Origin of the sequence: Vibrio sp. S457-15, from assembly GCF_000960545.1 — a bacterium.
GTDB lineage: Bacteria > Pseudomonadota > Gammaproteobacteria > Enterobacterales > Vibrionaceae > Vibrio > Vibrio parahaemolyticus.
Window position 1 is genome coordinate 264122 of the sequence record NZ_JYOQ01000028.1, and the last position, 20993, is coordinate 285114.

Here is a 20993-nt window from a genome sequence, read left to right on the forward strand (position 1 = left end):
CATGTCGAATGTCGAATTTAACCCAGTGGATCATCCACACCGCCGTTACAACCCTCTGACTGGGCAATGGATTTTGGTTTCACCTCACCGTGCAAAACGCCCTTGGAGCGGCGCAGATGAAAAGCCCGCATTGGATGAGCTACCAAGCTATGACGGTAAATGTTTCCTTTGTCCAACCAACGAACGTATCTCTGGCGATGTTAATCCAGACTACCAAGGCACCTATGTGTTCAATAACGATTTTGCTGCGCTGATGGTGGATTCACCAGATGCACCAGAGTCAAACAACCCGCTATTCAAAACGCAAGGCGTGCGTGGTTTGAGCCGAGTGATTTGCTTCTCGCCAGATCACAGCAAAACCTTACCGGAGCTGCCAGTGGATAAAATTCGTGGCGTGATAGAGACCTGGAACGAACAAATTGAAGAGCTCGGCAAGGAATACGTTTGGGTTCAGGCGTTCGAAAACAAAGGCGAAACCATGGGCTGTTCTCAGCCTCATCCGCACGGTCAAATCTGGGCGAACAGCTTCTTACCAAATGAAATCGAGCGTAAAGAGCACAACCTAAAAGCCTACTACCAAGAACACGGCAGCAACTTGCTGGTGGATTACGTACAAGCGGAACTCAAAGACGGTTCACGCATTGTGGTGGAAACCGAACACTGGCTGGCGGTGGTGCCTTACTGGGCTGCTTGGCCGTTCGAAACCATGTTGTTGCCGAAAACGCACATTCGTCGCATGAGCGAACTCAGCGATGAGCAACGAGACGATTTAGCGCGAGCGATTAAGAAGCTGACCAGCCGTTACGACAATTTATTCCAATGCTCTTTCCCTTACTCGATGGGCTGGCACTACGCGCCGTTTTTTGACGAAGGCACAGACATCGACCATTGGCAGCTTCATGCACTTTTTTATCCGCCACTACTGCGCAGTGCCACGGTTCGTAAGTTCATGGTGGGCTACGAAATGCTGGCAGAAAGCCAACGTGACCTCACCGCAGAGCAAGCGGCGCAGCGTCTGCGTGATGTGAGTGATGTCCACTACAAAGAATGCTAAGTCTTTAAATTGGACTGATTACGAATAACGGGATAGCGCGACTTTACAGATAGAAAGTTAGGCTCAACGCGCTATCCCACACAAATTACTATTTTAAGAGAACGTCCCTATGTCTGAACTTATCCAAAATGTGAAAGCGTCATTTGAGCAAGTGTTGGGCTACGCACCTAGCCATATTATCCAAGCGCCTGGTCGTGTGAACTTGATTGGTGAGCACACCGATTACAACGATGGTTTTGTCCTACCGTGTGCCATTAACTACCAAACGGTCGTGGCGGCGGCAAAGCGTGAAGACAATATCGTGCGTGTGGTGTCGGTCGATTACGGTAACGTAGTGGACGAATTCGATATCACGCAAGCCATTACTTTCCAGCAAGATAAAATGTGGGCGAACTACATTCGCGGCGTGGTGAAGTGTCTTCTGGCGCGTGGCTACCAGTTTACTGGGGCGGATATTTCAGTCAGCGGCAACGTACCTCAAGGCGCGGGTTTGAGCTCATCGGCGGCATTGGAAGTGGTGATCGGTCAAACGTTTAAAGTGCTGTTTAACCTTGAAATCAGCCAAGCCGAAATCGCCTTAAACGGTCAGCAAGCAGAGAATGAATTCGTCGGTTGCAACTGCGGCATCATGGATCAAATGATTTCAGCGGAAGGGCGTGAAAATCATGCGATGCTATTAGATTGCCGTAGCCTTGAAACTGAAGCAGTCTCAATGCCAGAAGAGATGGCAGTCGTGATCATCAACTCGAATAAAAAACGTGGTTTGGTCGACAGTGAATACAACACTCGTCGTCAGCAATGTGAAGAAGCGGCGCGTATTTTCGGTGTGAAAGCTTTGCGTGATGTGACGATTGAGCAGTTCAACGAGAAAGTCGCTGAGCTGGATGAAATGGTGGCAAAACGTGCCCGTCATGTCATCACAGAAAACGATCGTACTGTGGAAGCGGCGCAAGCGCTGCGAGCACACGACATGAAGCGTATGGGCGAGCTGATGGCCGAGTCTCATGCCTCGATGCGCGATGATTTCGAAATCACGGTAAAAGAAATCGATACGCTGGTGGATATAGTCAAAGAGGTGATCGGTGATCAAGGCGGCGTGCGCATGACTGGCGGTGGCTTTGGTGGTTGCATCGTGGCACTTGTACCGCCAGCACTGGTTGATGACGTGAAAGCGGTAGTTGAAGCGAAGTACCAAGCGGCTACGGGCTTAAAAGAGTCGATTTATGTTTGCCAAGCCAAAAATGGTGCGGGTTTAGTTGAAGTGCTGTAAGGAATGATGATGAAAGCCTATTTTCAACAACTAGAACAAGCGATGGCGCAAACGCCGTCGTTTGATGGCCAAACTGCGAATCTGATTCATTTGACCAACGCGAATGGTATGACAGCGTCGTTTATGGATATCGGTGCGACGTGGTTGAGTTGCACATTACCGGTAAATGGTGAAAACCGTGAAGTGTTGTTGCGCTCACCAAATATGGCTGAACACATGAAGCAAGACGCTTACTTCGGTTCCATTGTTGGCCGCTTTGCTAACCGAATTGCGAAGGGGCAGTTTGAGATAGACGGAGAGAAGTATCAACTTGGTATCAATAACGGTGAAAACTCACTGCACGGTGGCCTAGAAGGGTTTGATAAACGTCGCTGGAAGGTTGAAGAGCAAAATGATCAACAGGTCACTTTTTCACTTCGCTCACCGGACGGTGACCAAGGCTATCCGGGAAATCTCGATGTGAAGGTGACGTACACGCTTACTGACGAGAATGAACTAGCTATCGCCTATGATGCTAAGACCGACAAAACATCGCCAGTGAATTTAACCAATCACGCTTACTTTAACTTGGCTGGTGAGGCGAGCCGCACGAAAAGTTTGGATCATACGTTACAGCTCAATGCTGGGCATTACTTGCCAACGGATGCGGGGTTAATTCCTACCGGTGAACAAAAGCCAGTTTCGGGCACCAGTTTCGACTTCACCGAGCCAAAATCGATTGGCCAAGAATTTCTTGCCGAGCAAGATCAGAAAACTGCTGGTGGCTACGATCACGCCTTTGTATTCACGCCTGAAGTGACCGATGGCGTGTCTGTCACTGCGGTCTTAATTGCACCAAAAGAAGATGTGGTGATGAAGGTGAAAACCACCAAACCTGCCATCCAGTTCTATTCAGGTAATTTCTTAGCCGGTACGCCAGGTGCAAGTAAAACTTACGAACGCTATGACGGCCTAGCATTGGAAACGCAGTACTTTCCAGACGGGCCAAACAAACCAGAATGGGGACTCAACAATGGGGTGTTGAGCTCTGGGGATTGCTATCAGCATCAAACTACTTATCAGTTTGAATTTTAGATAGCACTTCTACCCTTTGAACTTGCAGCGGCAGCGATGCTGCAACTCCAACGACTTTGGGTGTTATGGTGGGCTACATGCCCACCTTTTTTGTTTTTGATATGTATTTTTACTAGGAAGTTTAAATCACTTACCTCACTTTCGACACAATACTGTACGGTGGATGATCCCCGTAATTTCCTACTTATTACTCTTCGTTTTACTTTTATTGTTATCGTTTACATTTTTGTTGATTTTAGAGAGTTTTAATTAAATGCTTCTCTTAATATTTGTGATCTTTAGCTCGTTATAAGGTTTTTAGCGTAATATGTATCAATATGTGTGATTTTAGTTACATTTCATTTGAGTGGTAACGTTTACACTTTGCGGCGTAAACAAAACTACAGGATGAAACTGATGTCGAATATAGAACATGGTCTAAGCTTTATCGACATAATGGTCTTCGCCATTTATGTCGCAATTATCATTGGGGTAGGACTTTGGGTATCTCGTGATAAAAAAGGCACTCAGAAAAGTACGGAAGATTATTTCTTGGCGGGAAAATCTTTGCCTTGGTGGGCTGTCGGTGCTTCGCTAATTGCTGCAAATATTTCTGCGGAACAATTTATAGGAATGTCTGGTTCAGGCTATTCAATCGGCTTGGCTATCGCATCTTATGAATGGATGTCGGCAATAACATTGATTATTGTTGGTAAGTACTTTCTACCTATTTTCATTGAAAAAGGAATCTATACCATTCCTGAATTTGTTGAAAAACGCTTCAATAAAAAACTAAAAACAATTTTGGCCGTTTTTTGGATTTCCTTGTACATTTTTGTAAACCTAACTTCAGTACTGTATTTAGGTGGTTTGGCTCTCGAAACCATTTTGGGTATTCCGTTGATGTACTCAATTCTAGGTCTTGCGCTGTTTGCGTTGGTGTACTCAATTTACGGTGGTTTATCGGCAGTAGTATGGACCGATGTCATCCAAGTGTTCTTCTTAGTTTTGGGTGGTTTTATGACTACCTACATGGCAGTGAGCTTTATTGGAGGTACGGACGGTTGGTTCGCTGGGTTGTCTAAAATGGTCGATGCCGCTCCAGGCCACTTTGAGATGATCTTGGATCAAAGTAATCCACAATACATGAACCTTCCTGGTATTGCCGTATTAATTGGTGGTCTTTGGGTAGCAAACTTATATTACTGGGGCTTTAACCAGTACATTATTCAAAGAACGCTTGCTGCAAAATCAGTATCGGAAGCTCAGAAAGGTATTGTTTTTGCGGCGTTTTTGAAACTTATCGTTCCGTTTCTCGTGGTATTGCCAGGTATTGCCGCTTACGTTATTACTTCGGACCCACAACTAATGGCAAGCCTTGGTGATATTGCAGCAACAAACCTTCCAAGTGCTGCTAATGCGGATAAAGCATACCCTTGGCTAACTCAGTTCTTGCCTGTTGGTGTTAAAGGTGTTGTTTTTGCGGCTCTTGCTGCTGCAATTGTTTCTTCACTAGCATCAATGCTTAACTCAACAGCCACTATCTTCACTATGGATATTTACAAAGAGTATATCTCTCCTGACTCAGGTGACCACAAGTTGGTGAATGTTGGGCGTACTGCAGCTGTGGTGGCACTAATTATTGCTTGCCTAATTGCCCCAATGTTAGGTGGTATTGGCCAAGCATTCCAATACATCCAAGAATATACAGGTTTAGTTAGCCCTGGCATTTTGGCTGTATTCTTACTTGGCTTATTCTGGAAGAAAACAACCAGTAAAGGGGCTATTATTGGTGTAGTAGCATCAATACCATTTGCCTTGTTCTTGAAATTTATGCCACTTTCCATGCCATTTATGGATCAAATGCTATACACATTATTGTTTACAATGGTTGTTATCGCATTTACAAGTTTGAGCACATCAATTAATGATGATGATCCTAAAGGTATTAGTGTTACATCATCGATGTTTGTAACAGATCGAAGCTTTAATATCGCTGCTTACGGCATAATGATTGTTTTGGCAGTGTTATATACATTGTTCTGGTAAAACCATTCTTTATTATACTCCGCTCTTTTTTGAGCGGAGTTTTTCTAATTAAAAGAGTGTCATATGGATTCAACCTTGCTGCCAAATGTCGTTTCTTTTTTTAAAACGATAGAGCCATTTCATTTACTTCCTGACCATGTTCTTGATGCTATCGCTACGAACACAGATATTGTTTATTGGGGAAAGGGAGAGAGTGTCTCCTTAGTTATGCCTGAAGGAAAAAATTTATTTATTATTCGAGCTGGAGTTATCGAACAGAGATTTCCTAATGGTGAATTAAGAGCTAGATTAGGCGAAAATGATGTATTTGGATTTAATTTAGAACAGGATAAATATAAAGTAAAAACCATTGAAAATTGTTTAATATATAAAATTAATTATGCGTTTTTACTAAAAGCAGTTTCGAATTTTGAAAATGTTGTTAACCAGGTTGCAATCCGTGCAAGTCAACGTCTCACTTCAAGTATTAATGCACAGTATTCACAAGTAGAAAAAAGCCTGTTTTTTAAAAGGGCTAAAGATTTAGCCAATCATAATGTTGTGGTGGTGCATACAAACCAAAGTATCCAGCAAGTGGCACAAATCATGAGTAAAAAAGGCTGCACTTGTGCCTTGGTTACCAATGACAATGCATTGGTTGGAGTGGTTACCGAGACTGACATGACAAGTAGAGTGGTTGCTGAGGCGTTTAATATCTATAGACCTGTTGAGGATATTATGAACGCCCATCCTCAGAGTGTTGACCAAAATGAGCCCGTTATTTCTGCGCTCAATCTGATGATGAAACACAATATTCGTAATATCCCTGTTCTTGACAAAAATAAACAGGTTTTAGGTTTGATTAGCCCTCAAGAGTTAGTTCAGAGGCATGGCATCCAGGCTGTTTTTTTGATTGAAAAAATCAGTAAGTGTAATAGTTTAGAATCGCTTTCATTGTTAGTAAAAGAACGTCAGGCAGTATTTGAGGCGATGATAGAATCGCATTTGCCAGCCAATGTAATTGGGCAAGTTTTAATGATGATTTATGATGCCTTTACCTGTCGATTGATTAAATTAGCAGAAAGAAACGTGGGTTTACCTCCTTGTAATTATGCTTGGCTAGCGGCGGGTTCGCATGCGAGAGGAGAGGTTCACTTAGGTTCTGATCAAGATAACGCTTTAGTACTTGATGACTCAGCAACAGAAAGTGACCGAATTTATTTTCGACATTTTGCTATGTATATATGTAAAGGATTAGCGGAATGCGGGTATCCTTTGTGTAATGGGCGTTTTATGGCGGCTACACCAAAGTGGAATCAGCCATTATTCATCTGGAAGCCGCTCTACAGAAAATGGGCGAACAATCCAGAGTACAATATGTTACTAAATCTTAATGTCTTTCTTGAAGTGCGCTTTATTTCCGGGGATAGGTCACTATTTGATGAACTAAATAGTGAACGCGAGCGGTGTACCAAAAATAACCCTCATTTAATCGCAGCCTTAGTTAGAAATTTAATATCACACCGTCCACCACTAGGGATATTCAATAACTTAGTGTTAGAAAATAATGGTCACAACGAAAAATCGCTGAATATTAAAAAGTCTGCGATTGGTCTGTTGGTCGATATCGCTAGAATTTATGCTCTTCACAAAGGCGGAGGAATGTTGTCAACGGAAGAAAGATTCGATTTTGCGTATGATAGAGGATTGATTAATAGCACTTCACATCAAGACTTGATAGGGACTTATCGTTATGTAACGCAATTACGTTACTCACATCAGCTGCAATGCTTACAAGGTGGAAAGCCAGTAACGAATGCTATATTTCCTGAGCATTTTGGCAGTTTTGAAAGACAACACCTCAAAGATGCTTTTCGCATAATACGCGGTTATCAAGACACGTTAAAAATGAAATTTGGCTCTTAGTATGTTTGGCTACTCATTCCAGTCAATTGAACATCTAGAACAGGTGCGCAGAGAACTAGAAAAATCTAGCTTGCCAGATGTATTTAACTCTATAGGAAATACGCCTCTACCTGGCGCTTTATCGGATGCTAGAGAGTTAGACACGTTAGTCTTGGACTTTGAAACGACAGGATTTAATCCTGAAGTAGATAGAGTAATCAGTATTGGATGGGTAGAAATTCGAAACAGCAATATTCGTCTAAATAGTGCACGTCATGTCTTCATTAATCATGCAATTGATATTTGTCATGAGTCAGTCAAAGTTCACCATATTAGGCCTGAAACGTTGCATGTATCGGGGATTTCAGAACAAGCTGCTTTCACTCAGTTGCTGGATGTAATTGCTGGTAAAATTCTTGTTGCACATGGCTGCATTATGGAGCAGAGGTTTTTAGAGCAATACATCAAGATGAAGTACCAGAATTTGAAGTTGCCATTAATATGGTTAGATACATTAAAAATCGAGCAATATCGCACCCAACTGAGACCTACTCGGTCTGACTGGCGGTTAAGTTCAATTCGAAAGGAACTCAACCTACCAACATATCAAGCCCATAACGCACTAAATGATGCGATAGCGACTGCCGAACTATATCTAGCACAGATTAATTGCTTGTTTGGCCTTTCATCTGCGCCATTACATGTTTTAGTTAATGCTTCGCGCTAACATTTAACGCATACATCAACAACGCTCAACAGAATTTCTTCGTACTAAAGTTGGGCTAAAAATAATGGTTTCATCTTCAACTTTTTCGTCACGAGATAGCGCCAAAGCCAAACGGGCGGCGCGTTCTGCCATCATCTCGATTGGGTAGCGAATAGTAGTCAAGCTAGGGTGAACAAAGCGGGCGATCAAGCCATCATCGAACCCGACCATAGAAACCTTACTTGGTACGTCAATGCCATTTTGATCTAACGCTGCGAGTGCGCCAGCGGCCATGTAGTCGTTGTAGGCCACCACTCCAGTAATCTCCAAAGATTTGGTTAACAGGTTGGTCATCGCAACTTCGCCACCATCACTGTTGGGCTCACCGTATTCGATGTAGCTTTTGGAGAGTTCAATACCATGTTCTTTCAATGCGGCTTGGTAACCTTGCAAGCGCTCATCGGTATCTTCGATATCGTGGGATGAGGCAATGCAAGCAATTTTGCGATGTCCGTGACGAATTAAATATTCTGTCGCGAGGAATGCTCCTTTGCGGTTATCAAGGGAAATACAGCGCTCAGCAAGCTCTGGGATATGACGATTGATAAGCACCATACCTTTTACTTCTTGGGCGTAGCCAATTAGCTCCTCATCAGATAAGCCTTTCGAGTGGATGACTATTGCATCGCAACGGCTGTTGATCAGTAATTCTAGAGCTTGACGTTCATCTTCTGGATTATGGTAACCGTTGCCAATCAAGATATGTTTGCCATTTTCGCGCGCGACATTATCGACGGATTTGACCAGCGTGCCGAAGAAAGGATCGGACACATCACTCACCAACACACCCATGGTATTTGTGCTTTGACTCACCAGTGCGCGAGCTGCGGCATTGGGTCTGTAACCCAATTTGCTCATTGCTTTGGTGACCGACTCTACCGATGATTGACTGGCTTTTGGGGACTTGTTGATCACGCGAGAAACCGTTGCGACCGAAACACCGGCTTCTTTCGCGACATCCTTGATCGTTGCCATATAGAACCTTTAGTGGCTAAAAATTTTGACTGAAAGTATTAAACACCCATTGTGTAATAAGTGCAATTTGATAGAGGATTTGCTTTCGGAAATGAGATCTTTACCACTTATATTTATTAAGCTTACTGATAGTGTAAACGTTATCTTTTTAGTAAAACTTTACTGGGGTTTTTATTATGGAAACTATCGCTTACTCTGATTTTGCCAAACTGGAAATTCGTACCGGAAAAATCATTGAAGTAGCTCGTCATCAAAATGCAGACAAGCTGTATATTGTGCAGATTGATATTGGTGAAAAAACACTGCAAACCGTAACCAGTTTAGTGCCTTATTACACCGAGGAAGAGTTGATGGGCAAACAAGTGGTCGTGTTGTGTAATCTTGCCAAAGCCAAAATGCGCGGTGAAACCTCTGAATGTATGTTGTTATGCGCAGAAACGGATGATGAATCCGAAAGTGTGTTACTAACGCCAGAAAGAGCGATGCCGACCGGGGTGAGAATTGTTTAGAGTTTAATCAAGCAAACGTTTTATTGTTCGTGTTTATGTTTTGTGTCTCATTTTATAAATAAATCAATAGATATATATTCAACTCTATTTATAATCTCCGCGCTTTTAAAACTGTTTAACAGTATGAAAAATATAGGAAATTATAATGAAAAAAGTATTGCCACTATTGGCTTTAGGTGCAGTGGTTGCTTCAGCGTCAGTTCAAGCAAAAGGTAACTGGTATGTTGGCGCAGATGTTCTTAACTCTGATCTTAAAGTTGAAGGACACTCTTACAGCTCTTCGGCGACTGGCTTGGGTATTGCAGTAGGTAAAGAACTGCAATTTTCAAAAAACTTCAAATTGGCTTTAGAAGGTGAATACGTTTACTACGGTAGCTTCGAAGAAAAAAAATCGGGTGCGGGTAATTGGTTAGAAGCGACAGTTGAAGGTTATTCGTTCAACCTTAATGCTAAACCTAAGTACCAATTCTCTGGTACCGGTTTTTATGTTGGTGCCGTCGTTGGTCTTGGTGTAACGGGCGTTGATTTGGAGACAAAGTCAAACCTTTCTAGCCTTACTGGCAAGACTGATGGCAGCGATGCTGGCTTTAACTATGGTGCTGAAGTGGGTTATGAATTTGCTTCAGGCCTGATTGTTTCTGGTGGCTACCGTACTTCTACAGTAACCATTGATGTTGAAGGTGGTGGCGATCTCGAATTTGATTTTGACAGCCTTTACGTTGGCGTTGACTACAAATTCTAGGTTCGCGTATGCAAACATAGATACTAAAAAGGAGCCATTAGGCTCCTTTTTTGATCAGATTATCAATCAACTCGTAATGGTGCTCTTGCACGCCTGCAAGGTTGCCGTATTTGGGTTGGTGGCGGTCATTTTCTTTCGCGTGGTGCCAGCCAATGGTGTGACGCACAAAATGCTCCGCAAATGCATGGGATACTTCCAAGCAACCTGCTAGCACGGTATCAACATAGCTTTGCATAATTGGGCTTTTTGCGCACGGTGGTAGTGGCTCGTCTTTTACGTAAACCCAAATCTCATGTCCTTGGTTAAAGTTCGCGTCCGTTTCGATTTGATCTGGCTGAATTTGAATACGATGATAGCCACGTTCACGGCGATCGAATTCTGCGAGAGCTTCTTCATTCACTTCTAGTAAAACGCCATTGACCTGTCCATTGCCTTGGTTCACAACCAGTGGAGATAGAGTGTAGCTGTCATCAATCTTTCCCCAGTAGCGAACCAGTCCATGAGCAATGACGGGAATGGCTTCTCCCGTTTGTCCTGTTAACTTGCGCGACGCGGAATTGATTAAACTGCCATAGCCAAATATGTACATCTTCGTTGCATCCCTTAACTCATTTTTTGTATCTTGGACTGTTTATACCTAACCAGCCCATGAAGCACAAACTTTACCCCTTAAGTATAATCTTATTTTTTAACATGTATTTTTTATGCATGTTTATGGTAGCATCAACATCGTAGTTGAGTTAACCAGCATCGAGAGACGCTTGAGGGCAAGATAATGCTGAACATCACCGATAAAAAAGTGGAAGAAAAAATCCCCGCATGGCTGCGATTAGGCTTTCGGCCGTTTTTTCTATTTGGGTCGATTTACGCCATTGTTGCGATTGCGTTGTGGGTATGGATGTTCCAAACCGGACAGCCAAACGCATTAGCTGTACCGGCATTGTGGTGGCACGTACATGAAATGTTGTTTGGTTTTTCGATGGCGATTGTGGTTGGTTTTGTATTGACTGCTGTACAAAACTGGACGGGCATTAATGGCACCAAGCATTACACGCTTTTGGTCTTATTTGGCTTGTGGTTAGCGCCTAGAATATTGCTTTGGACGCCAGTACCCTTGTGGTTAACCAGCAGCATTGAAGCGGTATTTTTACTGTTTGTTGCCTATGAGGTAGGCATTCGTGTTTATCGAGCCAAAGGGTGGCGTAATTTATTTTTTGTGCCTCTGTTCCTTTTGGCCATCTTTGCGAACTTTGCAAGCTACGCGACGATAAAAGGCATGCCGCCGTTTACTTCTTCTGCTGTGTGGCAGGCGATGTTGTGGTGGTTTACGTTGTTATTGTCGGTGATGGGTGGACGTGTGATTCCATTTTTTACTGCTCGTCGATTTAATTTCGAAAAAGCACAACCACTGCCGTGGTTAGATTGGTTCGCGAACTTGCCGTTGGTAATGCTATTTGTGCTGAGCTTTTTCCCCGTGACGTTTGCAGAATTAGGCAATCCGTTGATGCTGTTTGCAGGAGTTGCTCAGTTGGTGCGTTTTGTTCGCTGGAAACCTTGGTTAACCCTGAGCGAGCCTTTAGTGTGGTCGCTGCATGCTGCGTATTTGTGTTTGCCGCTAAGCTTAATTTTGCGAGGCGCTTGGGGAGATGCATTTGCTAGCCATAACCTCATTCACCTGTTTGCGATAGGTGCGTTAGGCGGTTTGATTTTGGCGATGATCGCGCGCGTGACGATGGGGCACACTGGTCGCATGATCTACAAAGGGCCAAACATGAGTCTTGCGTTTGCAGCGATTACCGCGGCTGCTTTGGTTCGCAGTTTCGCCGTGATCTTTGACCCAGCGAGCATGATGCTGTGGATTGATATCAGCGGCGGATTGTGGATTGTTGCGTTTGGGCTGTTTGTGTGGCGCTTTGGTATGATGCTCGTGACCCCTCGTGTGGATGGTCATCCGGGATAAAGCGTTTAGACTTGAGTGATAAAAAAGAGGAGCGACACGCTCCTCTTTTGGTTTCTGCGCTTTACGGTTTTATCGCTTATTCATCATCCGTTTTGTTCGTGAACCCTAAGCGTTTGAACAGCAACCACTCTAGGCCAAAGATCACAATCAAAGCGATGCAGAACCAAGTGAACGCCATGGAGGATTCTACGCCCGGCATGCCACCAATGTTGATGCCAAGTAGTCCTGTTAGGAAGCTGGTTGGTAAGAAAATGGTGGCAACTAAAGTAAATAGGTAACTGTTTTTATTGGTTTTATCGTCTCGGTTGTGTTTGATTTCGTCTTGGAAAAGCGCTACTTCGCCAAGGTAAAATTCAATCGTTTCGTTGATGCGAGTAATGTTGTTATGCGCGAAGCGATATTGGTGAGGTCTTGATGTTACCAATTCTGACTCTGACTCGATCAAATCACGAATCGCATATTGCTGAGGGCGAATAAAACGTTTGATGGAAATAAGCGCCTTTTGTGCCGCAATGTGGTTGTATGTTGACTCATCATTGACGTCAAACTCGTTTAACGTTTCTTCGATGGTGTCGAGATACAAGTCGATTTTGCCGTTCAACCCTTCGATGATTTGATTCAGTAAGCTCGCCAGGCTTTTCGGCCCTTTGTGCTCTGCTAATGCTTGGCGAATTTCCATGATTGCACGTGATGGGATCTTACGAGTCGAGATCAGTGCGCCCTGAAAATAGAGAATACGGATACTGAGCATGTCTTCCGGCGACGCATTCTCATTCATGTTGATGCCTCGTAAGATCAGCATGAAGTTATCGTCATCTAAAGGATGGAAAGATGGTCGGCTCTCGTCGGCTAACAGATGATCGACCGTCGCACGTGGTACGTGATTGTCCTCTAGCCAGCCACGAATATCGGGATGAAGCCTTTCACAGTGGTACCAATGATTCGGTTGAATGTGTTCCGCCGCTGTTGTTTCTTGAGTCGCCATTGGGGTTGAGAAATCCCAATGTTCAATCATAAAACCCATTTTCTTTTCCTTGTATGAGCCTATACCCCAATAATCTCCAGATGCTTAACTTAGCGAGAATGACTTAGCGCACGACACGCCGCAACGTTCTCACGCCTTCACATTGAAGTTATGGGGGATAATTATTCAAATGAGTATGATTGCATTTTACGCCAAATGTCTATGAATAATTGTTCTTATTGGTAAGCAAGTGAAGCAATAAGAACCGCACAGTAACAAGGGGAAACAAAAAGCCTGCAACGAGGCAGGCTTTGTCATAGGTGAGGGGGAGGAGCTTTTTAGCTAACCTGAGAAAGGTTGACCACTTTTTGTTGCAACTTTTCTTTCAGGTAGTCGGCAAGTGCCTGTTTTTCTTCGTCGTTCATGTAAAGGCCAAGTTTAGTACGACGCCATAAAATGTCTTCGTCGGTTAGCACCATTTCATGGTTCATCAAGTAATCGATCTCGCGTTGGTACACGCCGCCTGCTTGCTCTGAGAACGCTTGGCCAAGATCGGCTTCACTGGATGCGCCTTCCATCAAATCCCACGTTTGCGTACCAAACTGAGTCACATAGCGCAGAATCAGCGCTTGCGGTGCCCATGAGTATTTCGCGTGAATTTGCTTCGCTAACTGTTCACGGGTGCAGCTAAAGTTACCACCTGGTAGCGTTTGATTTGCTGTCCAGTTACCACCCATTTGAGGTAGGTACGGTTCCAGTTTCTTCATCGCCGCTTCACCGAGTTTACGGTAAGTCGTTAGCTTGCCACCGAATACTGACAACAATGGTGCTTGATCGTACTCAGCATCGAGCTCTAGCGTGTAGTCTCGTGTGATCGCTTGCGGTGAGTCAGACTCATCATCACACAGAGGACGTACACCACTGTAAGTCCAAACCACGTCTTCACGAGTAAGTTGGTGGACAAAGTGTTGGTTCACGATGTCGATGAGGTAATCAACTTCGTCATCCGAGATCGCCACTTCACGTGGGTCACCTTTGTATTCCACATCTGTCGTACCGATGATTGAGAACTTATCTAGATAAGGAATCATAAATACGATGCGGTTATCTTTGTTTTGAAGAATGTAGGCTTGCGGTTCGTTGTGGATACGTGGAACAACGATGTGCGAGCCTTTGATCAAACGAATGTTGCGAGGGGAGGTTTGCTCCAATCCTTCATCAAAGAACTGTTTCACCCATGGACCAGCAGCGTTAACCAGAGCTTTCGCTTTGCGCTCGAAGCGTTGGTCTGTCGTTACGTCATGGATTGTTACGTGCCATACGCCGTTTTCACGGTGCGCTTTTTCAACGCGACAGTAGTTACGTACTTCGGCGTGGTTTTCACGAGCCGCCATAACGTTCAGCAAGACTAAACGAGCGTCATCAACCCAGCAGTCTGAGTATTCGAAACCGGTTTTCATTTCTGGTTTTAGCAAGCCAGATTTTGCAAGGTTGACGGTTTTACTGCCTGGTAGAGTTGTGCGTTTGCCCAAGTTATCGTAAAGGAATAGGCCACAGCGGATCATCCAAGCTGGGCGTAGGAATGGGCGATGAGGCAAACGGAAACGCATTGGTAGAGCGACGTGTGGTGCTTTACGCAGAATCACTTCACGCTCTGCGAGCGCTTCCGAAACCAAACGAAACTCGTAGTGTTCAAGGTAGCGTAATCCACCGTGAATAAGTTTAGAACTTGCTGAAGACGTTGCTGATGCAAAATCGTTAGCTTCATATAAACCGACACTCAAACCGCGGCCAGCTGCATCAGCTGCAATGCCAGCCCCGTTAATGCCGCCACCGATAACGATCAAGTCTAAAAGAGTGGATGAGCTAGTTGTGGATGTATTTTTTTGTATACTCATGAATTTGACCTCTTGGTGAGCGAACGAGCATTTTAGAACATGGTTTAATCCTAGCTCAGGTTTCGTTTGTGATCATCTATTATTTTCGTTTGTGAGCGTTTTGTGTGATTTGGGCATAAAAAAACCTCTGTCTAATTAAGACAGAGGTCATTTTGAGGTTCAAATTTGAGCGATTTATCTATTCGGCGTCTGCTGATGTTACATTCGCTTCGACCACTTCGAGGGGAATTGCGGCGTCTTTTAAGATCGCGAGAATTTCTTCTGGTGGCTGTTTGTTAGTAAATATCATGTTCAGCTGCGCGATGTTGCCCAGTTTCACCATGGCATTGCGACCAAACTTTGTGTGGTCGACGGCGAGAAATACGCTGCGGCTGTTGTCGATGATCGCTTGCTTCACGCGTACTTCGTGGTAATCAAAGTCCAATAGGGAACCATCAAAATCGATGCCACTGATGCCGAGAATGCCAAAATCGAGACGGAACTGTTTCACGAAATCGAGCGTTGCTTCGCCTACGATACCGCCATCGCGGCTGCGGACTTCACCACCTGCTAAGATGACCTTGATCTCTGGGTTAGGGAAGAGAATGGTTGCCACGTTGATGTTGTTGGTGACGACGCGTAGCTGCTTGTGGCTCTTAGTGAGCGCACGTGCGACGGCTTCTGGTGTTGTGCCGATATCAATAAATAGCGTCGCGCCGTCAGGAATGTGTTTCACCACCTCTTCTGCAATGACATCTTTTTCATTGAAGTTAAGCGCTTTACGCGTGTTGTAAGATGTGTTTTCAGAACTGAGAGGGATGGTGGCACCACCGTGATAACGACGAATTTTGTTGTCGTCTGCGAGTTCGTTGAGATCGCGTCGGATGGTTTGTGGGCTGACATTGAATCTTTCTACCAACTCATCCGTGCTGACATAGCCTTGTTTTTTCACCAGTTCAACAATCTGCTGGTGTCTAGGTATTTGCTTCACTTACCACTCCCTTGTGCATTGGTAACGGCCAATGCTTCAAATTCGAAGCGCTATTGTGCTCGAATTTGCGCGTTGTGAGAAGTAAAGGCTGGTAGGAATCGGGGATAAGACGCAAAAAAGAGCGCTCAAATGGCGCTCTTTTTTCGTTTGGGAGAAAAATTAATCGTCTTCGTCGTGCAGTTCAGACCAAGTTTGCGCACATTTCACAGCGCGTTTCCAACCTTTGTAACGACGGTTGCGTTTTTCTTCGTCATCATGCGGTTCGAACGTACGATCAAGCACTGCTTTATCTTGCAGCTCATCAATGCTGTTCCAGTAACCAACCGCTAAACCTGCCAGGTATGCAGCACCAAGAGCCGTTACCTCAGTCACTTGTGGACGGTGTACTTCTGTGTTTAATACATCCGATTGGAATTGCATTAGGAAGTTGTTTGCTACCGCACCGCCATCAACACGCAAGTTTGCGAGTTTGATTCCAGAGTCAGCTTGCATCGCATCCAATACGTCACGAGTTTGGTAAGCGATGCCTTCCAGAGTCGCTCGGATAATGTGGTTTGAGTTCACACCGCGAGTAAGGCCAACAATGGTGCCACGTGCGTAAGCATCCCAGTATGGAGCGCCAAGGCCAGTAAAGGCTGGTACTACATAAACGCCGTTCGATGTGTCCACTTTTGTTGCGAAGTATTCAGAATCTTCTGCGCCGTTTAGGATTTTCAGTTCATCACGTAGCCACTGGATAGAGGCACCACCCATGAACACAGCACCTTCAAGTGCGTAAGCTGGCTCGCCTTTCGGACCACAAGCTAGAGTGGTAAGCAGACCATTCTTCGAGGTGACTTTCTCTTGGCCAGTGTTCATCAGCAAGAAACAACCTGTGCCGTATGTGTTTTTCGCTTGGCCAGCTTCCACACACATTTGGCCGTATAGCGCCGCTTGTTGGTCACCTGCAATACCTGCGATAGGAATTCGAGTACCGCCTTTACCACCGATGTTCGTTTTGCCGTAAATTTCCGAAGAGCGTTTTACTTCTGGCATCATTGACGCCGGAATGCCCATCTCATCCAACAGCTTTTGGTCCCAACATAGGTCGTTGATGTTAAACAGCATGGTACGTGATGCGTTGGTGTAGTCAGTAACGTGAACGCGGCCTTGAGTCATCTTCCATACTAACCACGTATCGACGGTACCAAACAGCAGTTTGCCTGCTTCTGCATCTTCGCGTGCGCCTTCTACGTTATCCAGAATCCACTTAACTTTAGTGCCAGAGAAATAAGGGTCAAGCACCAAGCCGGTGTTGTCGCGAACGTAATCTTCTAAGCCGCGGCTTTTTAGGTCTTCACAAATGTCTGCGGTGCGACGACATTGCCATACGATCGCGTTGTAGACGGGTTTGCCTGTTTCTTTGTTCCAGACGATGGTGGTTTCACGTTGGTTCGTAATACCAATGGCAGCTAATTGGTCGCTTCGGATGCCTGACTTAGCCAAAGCTTCAACTAATGTAGAGCTTTGTGTTGCCCAGATTTCCATTGGATCGTGCTCAACCCAACCTGCTTGTGGATAAATCTGAGTAAACTCTCGCTGAGCGACGCTTACGATATTGGCGTCGTGATCAAGAATAACAGCGCGAGAGCTTGTCGTACCTTGGTCGAGGGCAACAATGTATTTTTGCTCAGTCATGGTAAGAATCCTTTTGTTTCGTTATTTATATTTTAGTAATTGGCAAGCGGTTAAGCTCGAGCTTCTTCTGTTTCTTCTTCAGTATCACATTGGTTTGGAATGGTACAACCGTGACCTTGGCGAGGGAGGTATGCCGCGATCGCTTTTGGATATAACCAACCACCAAAGCAAGCACCCGCAATAGGAGCAAGAAGGGGAACGATAAAGTAAGGGATGTCTTTAGCGCCGGTCAGTGCGTAATCCCAACCTGCAAAGTACGCGAACAGTTTAGGGCCAAAGTCACGAGCTGGGTTCATCGCAAAGCCAGTCAGTGGACCAAGAGAACCACCAATAACCGCAATCAGAATACCAATCAATAATGGGTTCATCGCGCCACGAGCGGCACCGTTGTTTTCATCACCCAGAGCCAAAATGGCAAACATTAATACAGCTGTAATGACGAATTCCACAGCAAATGCGCCAAAGAAAGAAAGAGAAGCGTGTGGGTAAGTTGAGAAAATACCAGCCGTTGCAAGGGCGTCTTGGCTGCTACGTACAAAGTTGTGTGCGATTTCGTAATCGGTGAAAAGGTTGCTGTACAAGCTGTAAACCAAAGCGGCAGAGAAAAATGCACCTAACATCTGAGCGATGATGTACGGCACCACTTTCGCTTTATCGAAACCATGAAACATAGCTAATGCAATGGTTACGGCTGGGTTGATGTGTGCGCCTGAAACGCCGGCAGTACAGTAGATCGCGATGGAGACACCTAAGCCCCATACAATACTGATTTCCCATTGTCCAAAAGATGCGCCTGTTAACACTAAGGCTGCGACGCAGCCAACGCCGAAGAAGATGAGTAGTCCTGTACCGATGAACTCGGCCAAACATTCTCCGAGCAGAGAGGGGTGTTTGTTGGTTGTCATGTTAAGAGTCCTATAGTTATTTTTGCTTATCTAGCACGATAGTATTGTGCACATATAAACGTTTGCGAAAACAAACGAGCATTAAAAATGAGCGTTTGAGCATGAATTTGTTAACCAAACTCTTCGTTTTTGTTAAATGGCGCATCTTTTGACCAGAAAGGAAACTGATAGAAAGCTCTTTATAGGGATGAGTGAGTCATTTTCAGCGCTCAAATTACCGATGTGAAAACAAATGCACAACTGGTAAGAGGAGTTTTGTGAAGCTGGTTCGTCAATGGTGGATTATCGTTCAATAGTTTGTGTAAAAAGTAATCCCTAAGAGGTAGTTAAAGCCAGATACAGCAAAGGCTTGGGGGGAGATCCTGAAAGAAAATAACTAGAACGCACGACGATAAAATCGGACTCGCGTATAACGAGAGTATGATATGGATTTTGCCTTCCAAAAGTGTGTTCATTGCGCTAAGTGTACGAAATGTACACCTCAGTAGAACTTGGTTGTTTTTGGACTCTTTATTTCGTTTGAAACTAAACACCAAACTTTTCCTTCACTTTTGTTATTACTGATTTTTCCTTAGCTTAATGCGTCATGCAGCACCGTTTATCTCGAATTTGTGTTCCTATTCGAGCCTTTATTTTGTTTAGTTTCGAATGTGAGTGATTAAATGTTCTTTTTTGATCAAGAAAAGATATTAACGAATTCTGAGTAAAGTTGAACGGCTGTCTAATTAATGGTGGCTAATTTGCTGTATTTACTAATAATTAATTCCTATGCAACATTTATCACAGAAATTAAATCCTAACCTCATACAATGCAGAAACTTTCGAACGAATGTTAATTTTGTTTCGTTCGCTCCTTTTGGGTTCTTTACCATCGCATATACATAATGAGGTTCCTATGTTTGGAATATTCAAACCTAAGGCGCACATTGATCGTCTATCCCCAGATAGCATTGATAGCACCTATTCTCGCCTCCGTTGGCAACTGTTCATCGGTATTTTTGTTGGCTACGCCGGCTACTATTTGGTTCGTAAAAACTTCAGTTTAGCGATGCCGTACCTCATCGAGGAGGGTTACAGCCGTGGTGACCTTGGTGTTGCTTTGGCCGCTGTTTCAATCGCTTATGGCCTTTCAAAATTCTTAATGGGCAGCGTGTCTGACCGTTCTAACCCGCGCTATTTCCTCAGTGGCGGTTTGTTGATGTCAGCTTTGGTTATGTTCTGTTTTGGCTTTATGCCATGGGCAACAGGCAGCATCACGGCGATGTTTATTCTTCTATTTTTGAACGGTTGGTTCCAAGGTATGGGGTGGCCGGCCTGTGGGCGAACCATGGTGCACTGGTGGTCACGTAAAGAGCGTGGTGAGATCGTTTCGGTTTGGAACGTGGCGCACAACGTGGGTGGCGGTTTGATTGGTCCACTATTCATTTTGGGTCTGTGGGCATTTAACGATGATTGGCGCACCGCATTTTATGTACCTGCATTTTTCGCCACTTTGGTTGCGGTGTTCATTTGGATGACGGTTCGAGATACGCCTCAGTCTTGTGGTCTACCGCCGATTGAAGAGTACAAAGATGACTACCCAGATGACTACGACAAGTCGCATGAACAAGAAATGACGGCGAAGGAAATTTTCTTCAAGTACGTATTCAACAATAAACTGTTGTGGTCGATTGCGATTGCAAACGCGTTTGTTTACTTGATCCGTTACGGTGTGTTGGACTGGGCACCCGTTTATCTAAAAGAAGCGAAGGACTTCTCGGTAGATAAATCGTCTTGGGCTTACTTCCTATACGAGTGGGCAGGTATTCCTGGCACGTTATTGTGTGGTTGGATTTCGGACAAACTGTTCAAAGGCCGTCGTGCACCTGCAGGCATCTTGTTCATGGTATTGGTAACGTTGGCGGTATTGGTTTACTGGTTCAACCCAGCGGGCAACCCAACAATCGATATGATGGCTCTTATCGCGATTGGCTTCTTGATTTACGGCCCTGTCATGCTGATTGGTTTGTATGCACTTGAATTGGCACCGAAAAAAGCAGCGGGTACTGCTGCTGGTCTAACTGGCTTGTTTGGTTACTTAGGCGGTGCGGTGGCTGCAAACGCGATTCTTGGTTACACCGTGGACCATTTCGGTTGGGATGGCGGTTTCATCATTCTAATTGGTTCATGTATTACTTCTATCGTGTGTTTGACGTATGCGCTTCTAGGCGAACGCGCACACCACGAGCAAAAAGAGCGCGAAAAGGAACAAGAAGCGCTAGCGTAATATTTATTTAAAGAGGCAGTGGAATACTGCCTCTTCGCTTTATCAAGGATA

Annotated in this window: 17 protein-coding genes; 10 read left to right on the forward strand and 7 right to left on the reverse strand. The window is 44.6% G+C overall.

Features of this window, described 5'->3' with window-relative positions; translation table 11 throughout:
- The first annotated feature begins 1 nt into the window (after window position 1).
- The 6 genes from UF05_RS04055 (at window position 2) to UF05_RS04080 (ending at window position 8037) form a co-directional block, all read left to right on the forward strand.
- A complete protein-coding gene (locus tag UF05_RS04055) occupies window positions 2-1054 on the forward strand; it encodes a UDP-glucose--hexose-1-phosphate uridylyltransferase (protein WP_020841212.1) in 1053 nt (350 codons plus the stop codon).
- A gap of 109 nt (window positions 1055-1163) precedes the next feature.
- Window positions 1164-2324 (forward strand): galactokinase, encoded by a 1161-nt coding sequence (gene galK / locus UF05_RS04060; RefSeq protein WP_020841211.1) that lies wholly within the window; start codon window positions 1164-1166, stop codon window positions 2322-2324.
- Between the two features lie 9 nt (window positions 2325-2333).
- Complete coding sequence (gene galM, locus UF05_RS04065; protein ID WP_045545028.1) at window positions 2334-3398, forward strand: galactose-1-epimerase; 1065 nt, start codon at window positions 2334-2336, stop codon at window positions 3396-3398.
- A 387-nt stretch (window positions 3399-3785) separates the two neighbouring features.
- Window positions 3786-5426, forward strand: a complete 1641-nt coding sequence (locus tag UF05_RS04070) for a sodium/sugar symporter (RefSeq protein WP_228750843.1) — start codon at window positions 3786-3788, stop codon at window positions 5424-5426.
- A 63-nt stretch (window positions 5427-5489) separates the two neighbouring features.
- The gene (locus UF05_RS04075) at window positions 5490-7331 is read left to right on the forward strand and encodes a DUF294 nucleotidyltransferase-like domain-containing protein (RefSeq protein WP_045545029.1); all 1842 of its coding nucleotides are present in this window, start codon (window positions 5490-5492) and stop codon (window positions 7329-7331) included.
- Between the two features lies 1 nt (window position 7332).
- Window positions 7333-8037 carry a 3'-5' exonuclease gene (locus tag UF05_RS04080; RefSeq protein ID WP_025536491.1) on the forward strand — a complete coding sequence of 235 codons (705 nt, stop codon included), beginning with the start codon at window positions 7333-7335 and terminating at the stop codon, window positions 8035-8037.
- A 15-nt stretch (window positions 8038-8052) separates the two neighbouring features.
- Here the strand turns inward: UF05_RS04080 and UF05_RS04085 are convergent, their stop codons facing one another.
- Window positions 8053-9051 (reverse strand): substrate-binding domain-containing protein, encoded by a 999-nt coding sequence (locus UF05_RS04085; protein WP_020835443.1) that lies wholly within the window; start codon window positions 9049-9051, stop codon window positions 8053-8055.
- A 176-nt stretch (window positions 9052-9227) separates the two neighbouring features.
- Between UF05_RS04085 and UF05_RS04090 the strand changes: the two genes are divergently transcribed.
- Window positions 9228-9560: a tRNA-binding protein gene (locus tag UF05_RS04090; protein ID WP_005494151.1), complete on the forward strand. Its 333-nt coding sequence runs from the start codon at window positions 9228-9230 to the stop codon at window positions 9558-9560.
- A 145-nt stretch (window positions 9561-9705) separates the two neighbouring features.
- On the forward strand, window positions 9706-10302 hold the full coding sequence (locus UF05_RS04095) for an outer membrane beta-barrel protein (protein WP_045545030.1): 597 nt from the start codon (window positions 9706-9708) through the stop codon (window positions 10300-10302).
- Window positions 10303-10339: 37 nt separating this feature from the next.
- Here the strand turns inward: UF05_RS04095 and UF05_RS04100 are convergent, their stop codons facing one another.
- Window positions 10340-10891 carry a gamma-glutamylcyclotransferase family protein gene (locus UF05_RS04100; protein ID WP_021449958.1) on the reverse strand — a complete coding sequence of 184 codons (552 nt, stop codon included), beginning with the start codon at window positions 10889-10891 and terminating at the stop codon, window positions 10340-10342.
- A 186-nt stretch (window positions 10892-11077) separates the two neighbouring features.
- Between UF05_RS04100 and UF05_RS04105 the strand changes: the two genes are divergently transcribed.
- Window positions 11078-12262: an NnrS family protein gene (locus UF05_RS04105; protein WP_045545031.1), complete on the forward strand. Its 1185-nt coding sequence runs from the start codon at window positions 11078-11080 to the stop codon at window positions 12260-12262.
- 76 nt (window positions 12263-12338) lie between these two features.
- On the opposite strand, the gene UF05_RS04110 is transcribed toward UF05_RS04105, so the two are convergent.
- The 5 genes from UF05_RS04110 to UF05_RS04130 form a co-directional block, all read right to left on the reverse strand.
- Entirely contained in the window at window positions 12339-13286 is a 948-nt protein-coding gene (locus UF05_RS04110) for a magnesium transporter CorA family protein (RefSeq protein ID WP_045545032.1), read from the reverse strand.
- 278 nt (window positions 13287-13564) lie between these two features.
- Complete coding sequence (glpD, locus tag UF05_RS04115) at window positions 13565-15124, reverse strand: glycerol-3-phosphate dehydrogenase (RefSeq protein WP_045545033.1); 1560 nt, start codon at window positions 15122-15124, stop codon at window positions 13565-13567.
- A gap of 178 nt (window positions 15125-15302) precedes the next feature.
- Window positions 15303-16094 carry a DeoR/GlpR family transcriptional regulator gene (locus UF05_RS04120; RefSeq protein ID WP_005456614.1) on the reverse strand — a complete coding sequence of 264 codons (792 nt, stop codon included), beginning with the start codon at window positions 16092-16094 and terminating at the stop codon, window positions 15303-15305.
- 159 nt (window positions 16095-16253) lie between these two features.
- Window positions 16254-17771, reverse strand: a complete 1518-nt coding sequence (gene glpK, locus UF05_RS04125) for a glycerol kinase GlpK (protein ID WP_005456578.1) — start codon at window positions 17769-17771, stop codon at window positions 16254-16256.
- Window positions 17772-17821: 50 nt separating this feature from the next.
- Complete coding sequence (locus UF05_RS04130) at window positions 17822-18676, reverse strand: MIP/aquaporin family protein (protein WP_005456607.1); 855 nt, start codon at window positions 18674-18676, stop codon at window positions 17822-17824.
- 895 nt (window positions 18677-19571) lie between these two features.
- On the opposite strand from UF05_RS04130, the gene glpT reads away from it, so the two are divergent.
- Window positions 19572-20942: a glycerol-3-phosphate transporter gene (gene glpT, locus UF05_RS04135; RefSeq protein WP_025502907.1), complete on the forward strand. Its 1371-nt coding sequence runs from the start codon at window positions 19572-19574 to the stop codon at window positions 20940-20942.
- Window positions 20943-20993 lie beyond the last annotated feature (51 nt).